1 protein-coding gene (only partly in view) is annotated in these 20,097 nt (G+C 50.6%); it reads left to right on the top strand.

The genetic code is table 11. The annotated features are described in order from the left end of the window. On the top strand, nt 1-20,097 hold the 3' portion of the coding sequence (locus PESP_RS12720; protein ID WP_342744497.1) for an Ig-like domain-containing protein. The gene continues 6,963 nt to the left of window position 1, outside the view; only the last 20,097 of its 27,060 coding nucleotides appear in the window; its start codon lies beyond the left edge, outside the window; it ends in the stop codon at nt 20,095-20,097.

The following is a 20,097-nucleotide window of genomic DNA, read 5'->3' as shown; positions in this document are numbered from 1 at the left end:
ATTATCGACACGCAAGCACCAACGCTTACGATACAAAATGTAGGTGATGTAAACGACTTAACACCAATACTGCAAGGCACCAGTAACGAAATTGGTGGCACGGTCACACTCACCGTCACCGACAGCGACGGCGCCGTGCAAACCATCACTACCACCGTTGGCAGTGATGGCCACTGGGACATTGAAGTGCCAAGTGCGCTCGCACAAGGTGACTTTACTGTGAGCGCCAGTATTACCGATGCCGCAGGCAATGACACCACCGCAAACAGCAGCGGTAATGTAGATACCATCACCCCGATTGTGAGCGTGGATGCACTGGGCCTTGGCAACGACAGTACGCCAGTTATTAGTGGTACCTCAACAGAGCCTGAAGGCACCGTTGTAAACATTGTCATCACCGACAGTAATGGCGATGAAACACCGATTACCGCCACCGTCGATGCCGACGGCAACTGGCAAGCAACCAGCCCTGAATTACCAGACGGCAGTTACAGTGTGCAAGCCAGCATTACCGATGCAGCAGGCAATACCGGGGGCGCCGTGCAAGTGGGCACCCTTGATACCTTAGCACCAACACTTGTGCTTGATACCGTAGGCGCGACCAACGACAGCACCCCGACAATCAGCGGAAGCAGCAATGCGCCAGCGGGCACGGTGATTAGTATCAGCGTCAGCGATGGCACCACAACCGAAACCTTCACCGCCACAGTACAAGCTGATGGCAGCTGGTCAGCGGATGTACCGAACGCTTTAAGCGATGGTGAGCTCACCATTGAAGCAAGCGTGAGCGACAGCGCTGGTAACACCACCACATTAAGTGAAACCGCGACACTGAATACCACTGCGCCAAGCATTAGTATTAATGCCTTGGTGGATACCAACGACACCACGCCAACCATTAACGGGACAAGCGATGCAGCCGATGGCACCACCATTAGCTTAACGTTTGTAGACAGTGCAGGAAATATTACGACTGTTGATACGACCGTAACGGGTGGTGTATGGAGTGTTGATGCCCCGAGTGATTTAGCTGAAGGCGAATACACGGTCACCGCCGAAGTAGGCGATGGCCTAGGGAATATTGGCAGCGCGACCGAAACCGGTATTATTGATACCACCATGCCAGCGATTGAAGTTGATACGCTGAGCGTAACAAACGACACCACACCAACTATCACCGGCACCGCGAATGCACCGCAAGGCAGCACCGTGACGGTTGAAATCACCGATAGTAATAACGTCACTCATACGGTTACAACTACGCTTGGGGCTAATGGCACCTGGAGTGTGGCCGCCTCACAAGTACTTGCTGAAGGCAGTTATACAGTAAGTGCAAGCGTAAGCGATGCCGCTGGCAATGAAGCAACAGCAACTGGCTCAGGGGAAGTGGACACCATTGCCCCAACGCTTGAGCTAACCAGCCCAGGTTCAAGTAACGACGTCACCCCAACCTTAAGTGGCACCAGTGATGCGGTAGAAGGCACCGTGATCACCTTTACTGTTACAGATGATTTAGGAGTCGAGCAAACCTTTACCACCACCGTGGATGTCAGCGGCAACTTCTCAGTCGAAGTGCCAAACGCATTGGCCGAAGGCCCTTACAGCATCGAAGCGACTATTAGCGATGCAGCGGGCAACAGCAACGATATTACCGCCAGCGGTAACATTGATACCACCGCGCCCAGTGTGAGTGTGGATGCGCCAATACTCACTAACGACAGCACCCCAACGGTGACAGGCACCAGTGATGCACCAAACAGCACCCTCACCGTTACCTTTACGGATGCGGCCAATGCAGTTCAAACCATTGATGTACAAACCGATATCAACGGTAACTGGAGTGCCACTCCAGCGACAGACTTAGCAGAAGGGAACTACAGTGTTAGCGCCAGCATCACCGATGCGGCGGGCAACACCGGCATAGGCAGCGATACGGGCGAAGTGGATGTAACGCCACCGGCGCTTGCCTTTACACCGACCTTTGAGCTTGGTTTATTGGTTACCTTAAGTGGTACCTCTGACTTGCCAGCAGGCAGTGAAATCACCATTACCGAGCAACTGGTTGGCGGTGGTATTGGTGCCACCTACACCACCACAACTGATGCCGATGGTAATTGGTCACTTATTGGCTTAGATATTTCTTTGCTGGATGTGGGCTCTGTGATCGCCACAGCCACCGATGCAGCGGGTAATACACGCACAATAAGCTCAGATGACTTTGATAACACCCCACCAACGCTGACGGTTGAGGTTGACGCACAAAGCGACAGCAACACCCCTGTTATTAGTGGCACAAGTGATGCGGGCGAAGGCGCACAAGTAACCATTGTGGTGACCGACAGCGATGGCAACCTACAAACCATCACTGCGCTTGTGGATGCAAATGGTGATTGGAGTGCGACACCAAGTACACCACTCAGCGAAGGGGAAAGCACCATTGAAGTGAGCGTACGCGACAGCGTGGGCAACGAAACCACTGTGAGTGAAACCACCATTATCGACACGCAAGCACCAACGCTTACGATACAAAATGTAGGTGATGTAAACGACTTAACACCAATACTGCAAGGCACCAGTAACGAAATTGGTGGCACGGTCACACTCACCGTCACCGACAGCGACGGCGCCGTGCAAACCATCACTACCACCGTTGGCAGTGATGGCCACTGGGACATTGAAGTGCCAAGTGCGCTCGCACAAGGTGACTTTACTGTGAGCGCCAGTATTACCGATGCCGCAGGCAATGACACCACCGCAAACAGCAGCGGTAATGTAGATACCATCACCCCGATTGTGAGCGTGGATGCACTGGGCCTTGGCAACGACAGTACGCCAGTTATTAGTGGTACCTCAACAGAGCCTGAAGGCACCGTTGTAAACATTGTCATCACCGACAGTAATGGCGATGAAACACCGATTACCGCCACCGTCGATGCCGACGGCAACTGGCAAGCAACCAGCCCTGAATTACCAGACGGCAGTTACAGTGTGCAAGCCAGCATTACCGATGCAGCAGGCAATACCGGGGGCGCCGTGCAAGTGGGCACCCTTGATACCTTAGCACCAACACTTGTGCTTGATACCGTAGGCGCGACCAACGACAGCACCCCGACAATCAGCGGAAGCAGCAATGCGCCAGCGGGCACGGTGATTAGTATCAGCGTCAGCGATGGCACCACAACCGAAACCTTCACCGCCACAGTACAAGCTGATGGCAGCTGGTCAGCGGATGTACCGAACGCTTTAAGCGATGGTGAGCTCACCATTGAAGCAAGCGTGAGCGACAGCGCTGGTAACACCACCACATTAAGTGAAACCGCGACACTGAATACCACTGCGCCAAGTATTAGCATTAATGCCTTGGTGGATACCAACGACACCACGCCAACCATTAACGGGACAAGCGATGCAGCCGATGGCACCACCATTAGCTTAACGTTTGTAGACAGTGCAGGAAATATTACGACTGTTGATACGACCGTAACGGGTGGTGTATGGAGTGTTGATGCCCCGAGTGATTTAGCTGAAGGCGAATACACGGTCACCGCCGAAGTAGGCGATGGCCTAGGGAATATTGGCAGCGCGAGCGAAACCGGTGAGATTGACTTAACCGCACCAAGCCTTGCTATTACAGATAACGGCGTGGGGAATGACACAACACCGACTATCTCGGGCACAAGCGATGCACCACAAGGCAGCGAAGTCACAATTGTTGTGACAGACAGTGCCGGTGCAGCGCAAACCATTACCGCCACAGTGGGCGCAAGTGGCACGTGGTCAGTGCCTGTTACAACAGCCCTTGCTGAAGGTAGTTATACAGTAAGTGCAAGCGTAAGCGATGCCGCTGGCAATGAAGCAACAGCAACTGGCTCAGGGGAAGTGGACACCATTGCCCCAACGCTTGAGCTAACCAGCCCAGGTTCAAGTAACGACGTCACCCCAACCTTAAGTGGCACCAGTGATGCGGTAGAAGGCACCGTGATCACCTTTACTGTTACAGATGATTTAGGAGTCGAGCAAACCTTTACCACCACCGTGGATGTCAGCGGCAACTTCTCAGTCGAAGTGCCAAACGCATTGGCCGAAGGCCCTTACAGCATCGAAGCGACTATTAGCGATGCAGCGGGCAACAGCAACGATATTACCGCCAGCGGTAACATTGATACCACCGCGCCCAGTGTGAGTGTGGATGCGCCAATACTCACTAACGACAGCACCCCAACGGTGACAGGCACCAGTGATGCACCAAACAGCACCCTCACCGTTACCTTTACGGATGCGGCCAACGCAGTTCAAACCATTGATGTGCAAACCGATATCAACGGTAACTGGAGTGCCACTCCAGCGACAGACTTAGCAGAAGGGAACTACAGTGTTAGCGCCAGTATCACCGATGCGGCGGGCAACACCGGCATAGGCAGCGATACGGGCGAAGTGGATGTAACGCCACCGGCGCTTGCCTTTACGCCGACCTTTGAGCTTGGTTTATTAGTTACCTTAAGTGGTACCTCTGACTTGCCAGCAGGCAGTGAAATCACCATTACCGAGCAACTGGTTGGCGGTGGTATTGGTGCCACCTACACCACCACAACTGATGCCGATGGTAATTGGTCACTTATTGGCTTAGATATTTCTTTGCTGGATGTGGGCTCTGTGATCGCCACAGCCACCGATGCAGCGGGTAATACACGCACAATAAGCTCAGATGACTTTGATAACACCCCACCAACGCTGACGGTTGAGGTTGACGCACAAAGCGACAGCAACACCCCTGTTATTAGTGGCACAAGTGATGCGGGCGAAGGCGCACAAGTAACCATTGTGGTGACCGACAGCGATGGCAACCTACAAACCATCACTGCGCTTGTGGATGCAAATGGTGATTGGAGTGCGACACCAAGTACACCACTCAGCGAAGGGGAAAGCACCATTGAAGTGAGCGTACGCGACAGCGTGGGCAACGAAACCACTGTGAGTGAAACCACCATTATCGACACGCAAGCACCAACGCTTACGATACAAAATGTAGGTGATGTAAACGACTTAACACCAATACTGCAAGGCACCAGTAACGAAATTGGTGGCACGGTCACACTCACCGTCACCGACAGCGACGGCGCCGTGCAAACCATCACTACCACCGTTGGCAGTGATGGCCACTGGGACATTGAAGTGCCAAGTGCGCTCGCACAAGGTGACTTTACTGTGAGCGCCAGTATTACCGATGCCGCAGGCAATGACACCACCGCAAACAGCAGCGGTAATGTAGATACCATCACCCCGATTGTGAGCGTGGATGCACTGGGCCTTGGCAACGACAGTACGCCAGTTATTAGTGGTACCTCAACAGAGCCTGAAGGCACCGTTGTAAACATTGTCATCACCGACAGTAATGGCGATGAAACACCGATTACCGCCACCGTCGATGCCGACGGCAACTGGCAAGCAACCAGCCCTGAATTACCAGACGGCAGTTACAGTGTGCAAGCCAGCATTACCGATGCAGCAGGCAATACCGGGGGCGCCGTGCAAGTGGGCACCCTTGATACCTTAGCACCAACACTTGTGCTTGATACCGTAGGCGCGACCAACGACAGCACCCCGACAATCAGCGGAAGCAGCAATGCGCCAGCGGGCACGGTGATTAGTATCAGCGTCAGCGATGGCACCACAACCGAAACCTTCACCGCCACAGTACAAGCTGATGGCAGCTGGTCAGCGGATGTACCGAACGCCTTAAGCGATGGTGAGCTCACCATTGAAGCAAGCGTGAGCGACAGCGCTGGTAACACCACCACATTAAGTGAAACCGCGACACTGAATACCACTGCGCCAAGTATTAGCATTAATGCCTTGGTGGATACCAACGACACCACGCCAACCATTAACGGGACAAGCGATGCAGCCGATGGCACCACCATTAGCTTAACGTTTGTAGACAGTGCAGGAAATATTACGACTGTTGATACGACCGTAACGGGTGGTGTATGGAGTGTTGATGCCCCGAGTGATTTAGCTGAAGGCGAATACACGGTCACCGCCGAAGTAGGCGATGGCCTAGGGAATATTGGCAGCGCGAGCGAAACCGGTGAGATTGACTTAACCGCACCAAGCCTTGCTATTACAGATAACGGCGTGGGGAATGACACAACACCGACTATCTCGGGCACAAGCGATGCACCACAAGGCAGCGAAGTCACAATTGTTGTGACAGACAGTGCCGGTGCAGCGCAAACCATTACCGCCACAGTGGGCGCAAGTGGCACGTGGTCAGTGCCTGTTACAACAGCCCTTGCTGAAGGTAGTTATACAGTAAGTGCAAGCGTAAGCGATGCCGCTGGCAATGAAGCAACAGCAACTGGCTCAGGGGAAGTGGACACCATTGCCCCAACGCTTGAGCTAACCAGCCCAGGTTCAAGTAACGACGTCACCCCAACCTTAAGTGGCACCAGTGATGCGGTAGAAGGCACCGTGATCACCTTTACTGTTACAGATGATTTAGGAGTCGAGCAAACCTTTACCACCACCGTGGATGTCAGCGGCAACTTCTCAGTCGAAGTGCCAAACGCATTGGCCGAAGGCCCTTACAGCATCGAAGCGACTATTAGCGATGCAGCGGGCAACAGCAACGATATTACCGCCAGCGGTAACATTGATACCACCGCGCCCAGTGTGAGTGTGGATGCGCCAATACTCACTAACGACAGCACCCCAACGGTGACAGGCACCAGTGATGCACCAAACAGCACCCTCACCGTTACCTTTACGGATGCGGCCAACGCAGTTCAAACCATTGATGTGCAAACCGATATCAACGGTAACTGGAGTGCCACTCCAGCGACAGACTTAGCAGAAGGGAACTACAGTGTTAGCGCCAGTATCACCGATGCGGCGGGCAACACCGGCATAGGCAGCGATACGGGCGAAGTGGATGTAACGCCACCGGCGCTTGCCTTTACGCCGACCTTTGAGCTTGGTTTATTAGTTACCTTAAGTGGTACCTCTGACTTGCCAGCAGGCAGTGAAATCACCATTACCGAGCAACTGGTTGGCGGTGGTATTGGTGCCACCTACACCACCACAACTGATGCCGATGGTAATTGGTCACTTATTGGCTTAGATATTTCTTTGCTGGATGTGGGCTCTGTGATCGCCACAGCCACCGATGCAGCGGGTAATACACGCACAATAAGCTCAGATGACTTTGATAACACCCCACCAACGCTGACGGTTGAGGTTGACGCACAAAGCGACAGCAACACCCCTGTTATTAGTGGCACAAGTGATGCGGGCGAAGGCGCACAAGTAACCATTGTGGTGACCGACAGCGATGGCAACCTACAAACCATCACTGCGCTTGTGGATGCAAATGGTGATTGGAGTGCGACACCAAGTACACCACTCAGCGAAGGGGAAAGCACCATTGAAGTGAGCGTACGCGACAGCGTGGGCAACGAAACCACTGTGAGTGAAACCACCATTATCGACACGCAAGCACCAACGCTTACGATACAAAATGTAGGTGATGTAAACGACTTAACACCAATACTGCAAGGCACCAGTAACGAAATTGGTGGCACGGTCACACTCACCGTCACCGACAGCGACGGCGCCGTGCAAACCATCACTACCACCGTTGGCAGTGATGGCCACTGGGACATTGAAGTGCCAAGTGCGCTCGCACAAGGTGACTTTACTGTGAGCGCCAGTATTACCGATGCCGCAGGCAATGACACCACCGCAAACAGCAGCGGTAATGTAGATACCATCACCCCGATTGTGAGCGTGGATGCACTGGGCCTTGGCAACGACAGTACGCCAGTTATTAGTGGTACCTCAACAGAGCCTGAAGGCACCGTTGTAAACATTGTCATCACCGACAGTAATGGCGATGAAACACCGATTACCGCCACCGTCGATGCCGACGGCAACTGGCAAGCAACCAGCCCTGAATTACCAGACGGCAGTTACAGTGTGCAAGCCAGCATTACCGATGCAGCAGGCAATACCGGGGGCGCCGTGCAAGTGGGCACCCTTGATACCTTAGCACCAACACTTGTGCTTGATACCGTAGGCGCGACCAACGACAGCACCCCGACAATCAGCGGAAGCAGCAATGCGCCAGCGGGCACGGTGATTAGTATCAGCGTCAGCGATGGCACCACAACCGAAACCTTCACCGCCACAGTACAAGCTGATGGCAGCTGGTCAGCGGATGTACCGAACGCTTTAAGCGATGGTGAGCTCACCATTGAAGCAAGCGTGAGCGACAGCGCTGGTAACACCACCACATTAAGTGAAACCGCGACACTGAATACCACTGCGCCAAGTATTAGCATTAATGCCTTGGTGGATACCAACGACACCACGCCAACCATTAACGGGACAAGCGATGCAGCCGATGGCACCACCATTAGCTTAACGTTTGTAGACAGTGCAGGAAATATTACGACTGTTGATACGACCGTAACGGGTGGTGTATGGAGTGTTGATGCCCCGAGTGATTTAGCTGAAGGCGAATACACGGTCACCGCCGAAGTAGGCGATGGCCTAGGGAATATTGGCAGCGCGAGCGAAACCGGTGAGATTGACTTAACCGCACCAAGCCTTGCTATTACAGATAACGGCGTGGGGAATGACACAACACCGACTATCTCGGGCACAAGCGATGCACCACAAGGCAGCGAAGTCACAATTGTTGTGACAGACAGTGCCGGTGCAGCGCAAACCATTACCGCCACAGTGGGCGCAAGTGGCACGTGGTCAGTGCCTGTTACAACAGCCCTTGCTGAAGGTAGTTATACAGTAAGTGCAAGCGTAAGCGATGCCGCTGGCAATGAAGCAACAGCAACTGGCTCAGGGGAAGTGGACACCATTGCCCCAACGCTTGAGCTAACCAGCCCAGGTTCAAGTAACGACGTCACCCCAACCTTAAGTGGCACCAGTGATGCGGTAGAAGGCACCGTGATCACCTTTACTGTTACAGATGATTTAGGAGTCGAGCAAACCTTTACCACCACCGTGGATGTCAGCGGCAACTTCTCAGTCGAAGTGCCAAACGCATTGGCCGAAGGCCCTTACAGCATCGAAGCGACTATTAGCGATGCAGCGGGCAACAGCAACGATATTACCGCCAGCGGTAACATTGATACCACCGCGCCCAGTGTGAGTGTGGATGCGCCAATACTCACTAACGACAGCACCCCAACGGTGACAGGCACCAGTGATGCACCAAACAGCACCCTCACCGTTACCTTTACGGATGCGGCCAACGCAGTTCAAACCATTGATGTGCAAACCGATATCAACGGTAACTGGAGTGCCACTCCAGCGACAGACTTAGCAGAAGGGAACTACAGTGTTAGCGCCAGTATCACCGATGCGGCGGGCAACACCGGCATAGGCAGCGATACGGGCGAAGTGGATGTAACGCCACCGGCGCTTGCCTTTACGCCGACCTTTGAGCTTGGTTTATTAGTTACCTTAAGTGGTACCTCTGACTTGCCAGCAGGCAGTGAAATCACCATTACCGAGCAACTGGTTGGCGGTGGTATTGGTGCCACCTACACCACCACAACTGATGCCGATGGTAATTGGTCACTTATTGGCTTAGATATTTCTTTGCTGGATGTGGGCTCTGTGATCGCCACAGCCACCGATGCAGCGGGTAATACACGCACAATAAGCTCAGATGACTTTGATAACACCCCACCAACGCTGACGGTTGAGGTTGACGCACAAAGCGACAGCAACACCCCTGTTATTAGTGGCACAAGTGATGCGGGCGAAGGCGCACAAGTAACCATTGTGGTGACCGACAGCGATGGCAACCTACAAACCATCACTGCGCTTGTGGATGCAAATGGTGATTGGAGTGCGACACCAAGTACACCACTCAGCGAAGGGGAAAGCACCATTGAAGTGAGCGTACGCGACAGCGTGGGCAACGAAACCACTGTGAGTGAAACCACCATTATCGACACGCAAGCACCAACGCTTACGATACAAAATGTAGGTGATGTAAACGACTTAACACCAATACTGCAAGGCACCAGTAACGAAATTGGTGGCACGGTCACACTCACCGTCACCGACAGCGACGGCGCCGTGCAAACCATCACTACCACCGTTGGCAGTGATGGCCACTGGGACATTGAAGTGCCAAGTGCGCTCGCACAAGGTGACTTTACTGTGAGCGCCAGTATTACCGATGCCGCAGGCAATGACACCACCGCAAACAGCAGCGGTAATGTAGATACCATCACCCCGATTGTGAGCGTGGATGCACTGGGCCTTGGCAACGACAGTACGCCAGTTATTAGTGGTACCTCAACAGAGCCTGAAGGCACCGTTGTAAACATTGTCATCACCGACAGTAATGGCGATGAAACACCGATTACCGCCACCGTCGATGCCGACGGCAACTGGCAAGCAACCAGCCCTGAATTACCAGACGGCAGTTACAGTGTGCAAGCCAGCATTACCGATGCAGCAGGCAATACCGGGGGCGCCGTGCAAGTGGGCACCCTTGATACCTTAGCACCAACACTTGTGCTTGATACCGTAGGCGCGACCAACGACAGCACCCCGACAATCAGCGGAAGCAGCAATGCGCCAGCGGGCACGGTGATTAGTATCAGCGTCAGCGATGGCACCACAACCGAAACCTTCACCGCCACGGTACAAGCCGATGGCAGCTGGTCAGCGGATGTACCGAACGCCTTAAGCGATGGTGAGCTCACCATTGAAGCAAGCGTGAGCGACAGCGCTGGTAACACCACCACATTAAGTGAAACCGCGACACTGAATACCACTGCGCCAAGTATTAGCATTAATGCCTTGGTGGATACCAACGACACCACGCCAACCATTAACGGGACAAGCGATGCAGCCGATGGCACCACCATTAGCTTAACGTTTGTAGACAGTGCAGGAAATATTACGACTGTTGATACGACCGTAACGGGTGGTGTATGGAGTGTTGATGCCCCGAGTGATTTACCTGAAGGCGAATACACGGTCACCGCCGAAGTAGGCGATGGCCTAGGGAATATTGGCAGCGCGAGCGAAACCGGTGAGATTGACTTAACCGCACCAAGCCTTGCTATTACAGATAACGGCGTGGGGAATGACACAACACCGACTATCTCGGGCACAAGCGATGCACCACAAGGCAGCGAAGTCACAATTGTTGTGACAGACAGTGCCGGTGCAGCGCAAACCATTACCGCCACAGTGGGCGCAAGTGGCACGTGGTCAGTGCCTGTTACAACAGCCCTTGCTGAAGGTAGTTATACAGTAAGTGCAAGCGTAAGCGATGCCGCTGGCAATGAAGCAACAGCAACTGGCTCAGGGGAAGTGGACACCATTGCCCCAACGCTTGAGCTAACCAGCCCAGGTTCAAGTAACGACGTCACCCCAACCTTAAGTGGCACCAGTGATGCGGTAGAAGGCACCGTGATCACCTTTACTGTTACAGATGATTTAGGAGTCGAGCAAACCTTTACCACCACCGTGGATGTCAGCGGCAACTTCTCAGTCGAAGTGCCAAACGCATTGGCCGAAGGCCCTTACAGCATCGAAGCGACTATTAGCGATGCAGCGGGCAACAGCAACGATATTACCGCCAGCGGTAACATTGATACCACCGCGCCCAGTGTGAGTGTGGATGCGCCAATACTCACTAACGACAGCACCCCAACGGTGACAGGCACCAGTGATGCACCAAACAGCACCCTCACCGTTACCTTTACGGATGCGGCCAACGCAGTTCAAACCATTGATGTGCAAACCGATATCAACGGTAACTGGAGTGCCACTCCAGCGACAGACTTAGCAGAAGGGAACTACAGTGTTAGCGCCAGTATCACCGATGCGGCGGGCAACACCGGCATAGGCAGCGATACGGGCGAAGTGGATGTAACGCCACCGGCGCTTGCCTTTACGCCGACCTTTGAGCTTGGTTTATTAGTTACCTTAAGTGGTACCTCTGACTTGCCAGCAGGCAGTGAAATCACCATTACCGAGCAACTGGTTGGCGGTGGTATTGGTGCCACCTACACCACCACAACTGATGCCGATGGTAATTGGTCACTTATTGGCTTAGATATTTCTTTGCTGGATGTGGGCTCTGTGATCGCCACAGCCACCGATGCAGCGGGTAATACACGCACAATAAGCTCAGATGACTTTGATAACACCCCACCAACGCTGACGGTTGAGGTTGACGCACAAAGCGACAGCAACACCCCTGTTATTAGTGGCACAAGTGATGCGGGCGAAGGCGCACAAGTAACCATTGTGGTGACCGACAGCGATGGCAACCTACAAACCATCACTGCGCTTGTGGATGCAAATGGTGATTGGAGTGCGACACCAAGTACACCACTCAGCGAAGGGGAAAGCACCATTGAAGTGAGCGTACGCGACAGCGTGGGCAACGAAACCACTGTGAGTGAAACCACCATTATCGACACGCAAGCACCAACGCTTACGATACAAAATGTAGGTGATGTAAACGACTTAACACCAATACTGCAAGGCACCAGTAACGAAATTGGTGGCACGGTCACACTCACCGTCACCGACAGCGACGGCGCCGTGCAAACCATCACTACCACCGTTGGCAGTGATGGCCACTGGGACATTGAAGTGCCAAGTGCGCTCGCACAAGGTGACTTTACTGTGAGCGCCAGTATTACCGATGCCGCAGGCAATGACACCACCGCAAACAGCAGCGGTAATGTAGATACCATCACCCCGATTGTGAGCGTGGATGCACTGGGCCTTGGCAACGACAGTACGCCAGTTATTAGTGGTACCTCAACAGAGCCTGAAGGCACCGTTGTAAACATTGTCATCACCGACAGTAATGGCGATGAAACACCGATTACCGCCACCGTCGATGCCGACGGCAACTGGCAAGCAACCAGCCCTGAATTACCAGACGGCAGTTACAGTGTGCAAGCCAGCATTACCGATGCAGCAGGCAATACCGGGGGCGCCGTGCAAGTGGGCACCCTTGATACCTTAGCACCAACACTTGTGCTTGATACCGTAGGCGCGACCAACGACAGCACCCCGACAATCAGCGGAAGCAGCAATGCGCCAGCGGGCACGGTGATTAGTATCAGCGTCAGCGATGGCACCACAACCGAAACCTTCACCGCCACAGTACAAGCTGATGGCAGCTGGTCAGCGGATGTACCGAACGCTTTAAGCGATGGTGAGCTCACCATTGAAGCAAGCGTGAGCGACAGCGCTGGTAACACCACCACATTAAGTGAAACCGCGACACTGAATACCACTGCGCCAAGTATTAGCATTAATGCCTTGGTGGATACCAACGACACCACGCCAACCATTAACGGGACAAGCGATGCAGCCGATGGCACCACCATTAGCTTAACGTTTGTAGACAGTGCAGGAAATATTACGACTGTTGATACGACCGTAACGGGTGGTGTATGGAGTGTTGATGCCCCGAGTGATTTACCTGAAGGCGAATACACGGTCACCGCCGAAGTAGGCGATGGCCTAGGGAATATTGGCAGCGCGACCGAAACCGGTATTATTGATACCACCATGCCAGCGATTGAAGTTGATACGCTGAGCGTAACAAACGACACCACACCAACTATCACCGGCACCGCGAATGCACCGCAAGGCAGCACCGTGACGGTTGAAATCACCGATAGTAATAACGTCACTCATACGGTTACAACTACGCTTGGGGCTAATGGCACCTGGAGTGTGGCCGCCTCACAAGTACTTGCTGAAGGCAGTTATACAGTAAGTGCAAGCGTAAGCGATACAGCGGGTAACGCCGCGACTGCCACAGGCGCAGGGGAAGTCGACACCATAGCCCCAACGCTTGAGCTAACCAGCCCAGGTTCAAGTAACGACGTCACCCCAACCTTAAGTGGCACCAGTGATGCGGTAGAAGGCACCGTGATCACCTTTACTGTTACAGATGATTTAGGAGTCGAGCAAACCTTTACCACCACCGTGGATGTCAGCGGCAACTTCTCAGTCGAAGTGCCAAACGCATTGGCCGAAGGCCCTTACAGCATCGAAGCGACTATTAGCGATGCAGCGGGCAACAGCAACGATATTACCGCCAGCGGTAACATTGATACCACCGCACCAAGTGTGAGTGTGGATGCGCCTGTACTCACTAACGACAGCACCCCAACGGTGACAGGCACCAGTGATGCACCAAACAGCACCCTCACCGTTACCTTTACGGATGCGGCCAATGCAGTTCAAACCATTGATGTACAAACCGATATCAACGGTAACTGGAGTGCCACCCCAGCGACAGACTTAGCAGAAGGGAACTACAGTGTTAGCGCCAGCATCACCGATGCGGCGGGCAACACCGGTACAGGTAGTGATACAGGCGAAGTGGATGTGACCCCACCAGATCTGAGAATTATTCCAGCATTCGCAACCGGTAATTTGGTTTCTTTATCAGGTACATCTGATTTGCCTGAAGGGTCAGTGGTTACTATCACAGAGCATTTAGTAGGTGGACTTTTAGGAGCTACGTACACTGCGACGACTGATGCAGATGGCTCGTGGGTTGTTGCAAATATAACAGTACCTCTACTTAACCTTGCCTATGTTACAGCCAGTGCAAGTGATGCCGCTGGTAACGCTGTTACTGTTAACTCGCTTGATTTTGATAACGAAGCACCTGCGCTCACTGTGACTGTTGATGCCTTATCGAACGATGCTACGCCTGTAATTTCAGGTGTCACTGATATGGAAGCGGGTACAGAGGTAAAACTTACCGTTGTAGATAGTGCAGGGCAGAGTCAAGAGTTTACGGCTATTGTTCAAGCAAATGGGGGTTGGTCTGTTGAAGTTCCAACCGAGCTTTCGCAAGGTCAGTACACTGTAACTGCTGAGGTAAGAGATGAAGTTGGTAATTTAACTACTGAGCAAGCACAAGGTGAAATAGACAGTATTGCACCAACCCTTAGTGTTAACCCTATTGATACTACAGCAGATACGACGCCAATTATTTCAGGCACCAGTGATGCAATTGGTGCTGATGTAATTATTAGTATTGATGGGCAAACGTTCTTTGCTGTAGTTGGTGCAGAGGGGAACTGGCAAGTAGAAGTACCTACGGCACTTACTGATGGGAGCTATACAGCGCAAATAAATGTTGCCGATGAAGCTAATAACATCACTAACACAACAATAGATTTAACTATTGATACGCAAGTCCCGGTTGTAGTACTCGCTGATATCACAGTATTTAATACAGATACCCTAATTATAAGCGGCACATCAACAGAGCCTACTGGCACAAATGTAGATATTGTTATTACAGATAGTAATGGTGATACCCACACGCTATTAGCAACGGTTGATGCAAGTGGAAACTGGCAAGCTACGGCACCGAGTTTACCTGATGGTAATTACGATGTTGTAGTAAGTATTACTGATGATGCTGGCAATACAGGCTCAGATTCAGCGTCAAGTTTTGTTGATACCCAAGCGCCTAATATTACTATTGATGCCTTAGGTACAATTAATAACAGTACGCCTACTATTTCAGGTACATCTAATGAGGTTGAAGGTACTACAATCACCGTCACAATTACTGATGGTGATAGCGTCGATACATATACAACAACAGTTGCTGCCAACGGAGGATGGAGCCTTGATGTAACGATCCCACTAACTGATGGACAAGTGACAGTTTCAGCAAGTATTACTGATACGGCAGGAAACACTTCATCAGCAGAGGCGACTGCAACGCTTAATACTAATGCGCCTACTATTAATATAAACACCATTGTTGATACGAACGATCAAACCCCAACACTTTCGGGTACAAGCAGTGCGGCTGATGGCACTGAAATTACAGTAGTTATAACGGATATTGATAATGTTTCACACACAGTTACTACTACTGTGCTAAGCGGTGCTTGGAGTGTAGATGCGACAGATATACTTCCTGAGGGAGAGTTTACTGTTACTGCAAGTGTTACTGAAGATGGCTTAACAAGTAACGCTACGAGTAGTGGTGTTATCGATTTAACAGCACCAGCACTAAGTATCAATACGCTTATTACAGCCAACGATACAACCCCTACTATTTCGGGCACAACAACGGCACCGCAAGGCGCAATAGTTGTAATTTTAATTACTGATAGCTTAGGGGCTGAGCAAACAGTTAATGCCACAGTGGGAGCCAATGGCACTTGGTCAGTTGCTGCACCTAGTGCGCTTAGTGAAGGGGTATTTAGTGTAAATGCATCAACAACAGATACCGCAGGCAACCCTGTAAGTACGAGCGCAACAGGTACGCTTGATATAACAGCACCAATAGTAACTATTAACGATATTGTTGGAAGTATCGATTTAACACCAAGTGTTTCAGGTACTGTTACTGGAGCAACAGTAGGTGATAGCGTTGTTGTCGTATTTATTGATGCACAAGGTAACGAGCACTCTGTAAACACAAACGTGCAAGCCGGTGGCACATGGACAGTAGAGGCCACTAACAGCCTTTCACAAGGAGGTTATTCTGTTGAGGTGTTTATTACCGATAATGCAGGAAATACCGGTGATGCACTTGTAAGCGCGACCATAGATACTATCGCACCAGAGATTAGTATTGATCAAAGCTCACTGGAACTAACACAAGACAACACACCTCTGATTTCGGGCACATCAAACGAGGCCAACACTAATGTGATTGTTACCTTTACTGATTCTACTGGGGCTTCTCATCAAATGACAGTTCAAACCGATGCTAATGGTGATTGGCAAGCGGCTGCTGATAATATTTTGGCTGACGGTGTTTACAGTGTAAGCGCAACTATTAGCGATGCTGCAGGCAATATTTCTACTGACAGTAAAACGGGTGGCGAGGTTGATACTGTAGGACCAGAACTAACAATTGTGCCTACGTTCTTATTAGGTCAGTTAGTTACATTATCTGGTACATCCGATTTGGGCGAAGGTAAAACCGTTACGGTTACTCTAGAGCTTGCAGGTGATTTACTTGATTTAACATACGATGTAACTACAGATGCAAATGGTGATTGGGAGTTAGTGGGTTTAGCTGTGAACGTAGTAGGCTTATCGGTTGTTGAAGCTTCTGCAACTGACGATGCTGGTAATACAACCACTATAACTACGGCTGATGTAGATGCCTCAACCCCATTACTAAATGCGGTGGTTAACTTTGTAACTGGCGAGGGCGACTTACCAATAATTAGTGGGTCAACAGACCAAGCACCAGGTACTGAAGTGCTAGTTGAAGTGATTGATAGCGATAACGTAGTACAAGAACTAGTTGCAATAGTACAAGCCGATCAATCATGGTCTGTACAAGTGCCTCAGTCTCTTGCAGAAGGCTTATTTAGTGTAACCGTTAATGTGCTTAGTGAGGTTGGTATTACTGCAACACAATTAATCACAGATGTTGTAGATACCATATCGCCAACGTTGGTCTTAGATGTTATTGGGACAACATCAGATTCATCGCCAATAATTCAAGGCGTCAGTGATTTAATTAATGGTGTAGTAGAAATACAACTAGATGGCGGGACTGTACTAACGACTACTGTCGATGCTCTAGGGTTGTTCACGCTACAGCTAGATGCATTATCTGAAGGGCAACACGTTGCTAATGTTAGTATTACAGATGATTCGGGCAACGTAGTAACACAAACGCTTGAGTTTGTAGTTGATACGCTAGTGCCTGTGGTAGATATTTTACCGTTGAGCATCAGCAATACTGACATACTAACTATTTCAGGTACATCAGAAGAAGCACCAGGTACAGAGATTGATGTAACTGTAATTGGTAGTAACGGCAATGAAACAGTATTTGATGCGCTTGTAGGAAGTGATGGCACGTGGTCGTTATTAACAACTAGCTTACCTGATGGTATATATAGTGTATTCGCAGGCATTACTGATGCTGCAGGCAACGTAGGCCAGTCTGTTACTGAGCAAGTGACCATCGATACCATACCGCCATCGTTAGAAATAGACGCCTTTGGTGTACTTAATACATTAACGCCTACTATTACTGGCACTAGTGACGAAGAAACCGGTAGCTTAATTACGGTTAAAATTACCGACTCTACAAACACGCTTTATGAAGTTACCACAACGGTACTAGGAGATGGAACATGGCTTATTGTTACTCCGGTTCTAGCTGAAGGTGATTTAACCGTTGAGGCAATTAGTATTGATGATGCAGGAAATATAGCAACAGTGACACAAACGGGCACCGTTAGCACTACTTTACCGGGCCTATTAATCAACCCAATAATAGATACAAGCGATACAACCCCTACCATTAGCGGTACTACCGATGTGTTAAATGGCGATGTAGAAGTTGTAATAACCGATAGTAGCGGTACAGCAACTACTTACAACACACAGGCTATTTCGGGAGTGTGGACGTTAATACCTAGCGTTCCATTAGCTGAAGGCGCCTTTACAGTAGATGCTACGGTCGAAAACTTAGGACTTACCAGTTCTACAAGCCTAGGTGGTATTGTTGATTTAACACCGCCAACAATTGAAGTTGACCAGTTAGCAGTTACTAACAATCCACTACCAACTATTACAGGTACAAGTGATGCACCAGCAGGTACAACGCTAAGCGTGGTTATTACAGATGCTAATAACGATTCACAAACTATTACTGCCCAAGTTGCAGGCAATGGTACATGGTCAGTAATAGCGACCACCCCATTAAGTGAAGGTAGCTTTAGTGCTACAGCATCCATAAGTGATACTGCGGGTAACTCTTCTAGCGATACTATGGTGTCAAGCACAGACTACACAGCACCTATTGTATTTATAGATGCTATCGCAGTTGGTCAAGAAACAACACCAACCATTACGGGCTCTGTAACTGGAAGCTTTGCGGGTGCAGCGGTTATAGTCATGTTTACAGATTCAGCTGGTGCTTCGCACAGTGTTGAAAAAACAGTTGGTGATGATGGAACCTGGAGTGTTAAGGCTGAAGAGGTGCTTAGTGAAGGTAATTACACTGTAGATGTAAGCATTGCTGATGGTCCCGGTAATATCGGTACGCAATCCACAAGTAGCACAGTTGACTCAGGTGTTACAATTGACTCGGGGTTAGTACTAACAGCAGATCAAAGTCCAGTCGTAACAGGCACTGCCGCTCCTGGCGAGTCTGTAACTGTTACCTTTAGTGGCCCAACTGAAAGTATTGTATTAATAGAAACTGTTAATGCATCGGGTGCATGGAGTGCCTCACCGGATACGGGGTTAGCGGATGGTGCTTATACTGTAACAGCAGTAGCAACTGATGCATCAGGAAATACAACGTCAAGCGGTAGCGTATCTGGATTGATTATAGATACCACGCCAATAGGTTTTGAGGTTATAGATTTTGATCCAGGAATATTAAACGTTTTATTACCATCAGTTGAAGGGACAACAGAGCCAGATACTGAAGTATACATTATTGGCTCTTCGCTGTTGGGCGTTGACTTACTCGGTCTAGATTTAGATGTATTAGAACTTTCAAGCAGCTTTACTTCAGATAGCAATGGAGATTGGGGAGGGGTATTAAACTTAGCCAACCTAAACATTGGTGGAGGGGAGCAATATTATTTTGTTACTGTTGATGAAGCAGGAAACTACTTAATCAAAAATACGGGTAACGAGGTAGAGCAGTCCGGCAATATGTATACCTCACAATCTAGCTCAGGTGCTGGTGACACTATGCCTGCGTCATTTAGTGAAGAGTCAGCATTGGGTGATACGCAAGGTGAAGGTCTGTTGAGCACCGAAACCATCAACTTAGCAAACGCAGGGGCCATGGCTAGTTCATCAGAGCAAGTTGTACAAGTGAGCGAAACAGAGCCACTTAATATAAACGATGTAATTATTGACTCTGAAACAGAGCAATTGCTTGCATTAAATAACTTACTTGATGAAGAAGGCTCTGCAATTGCTTATAGCCCAGCACAAAGTGGCGGAAGTGCCGATGAAGCTGCACCAGCCGTTGATGTTCAAAATCAATCAGAGGAAATGATTAAGCACTTAATAGAGAGCGGTAATAACCAAACCGATATTTAA

The sequence above is a fragment of the Pseudoalteromonas espejiana DSM 9414 genome (assembly GCF_002221525.1).
Taxonomy (GTDB): Bacteria; Pseudomonadota; Gammaproteobacteria; order Enterobacterales; family Alteromonadaceae; genus Pseudoalteromonas; species Pseudoalteromonas espejiana.
This window is presented reverse-complemented; position numbering and strand designations above follow the sequence as displayed.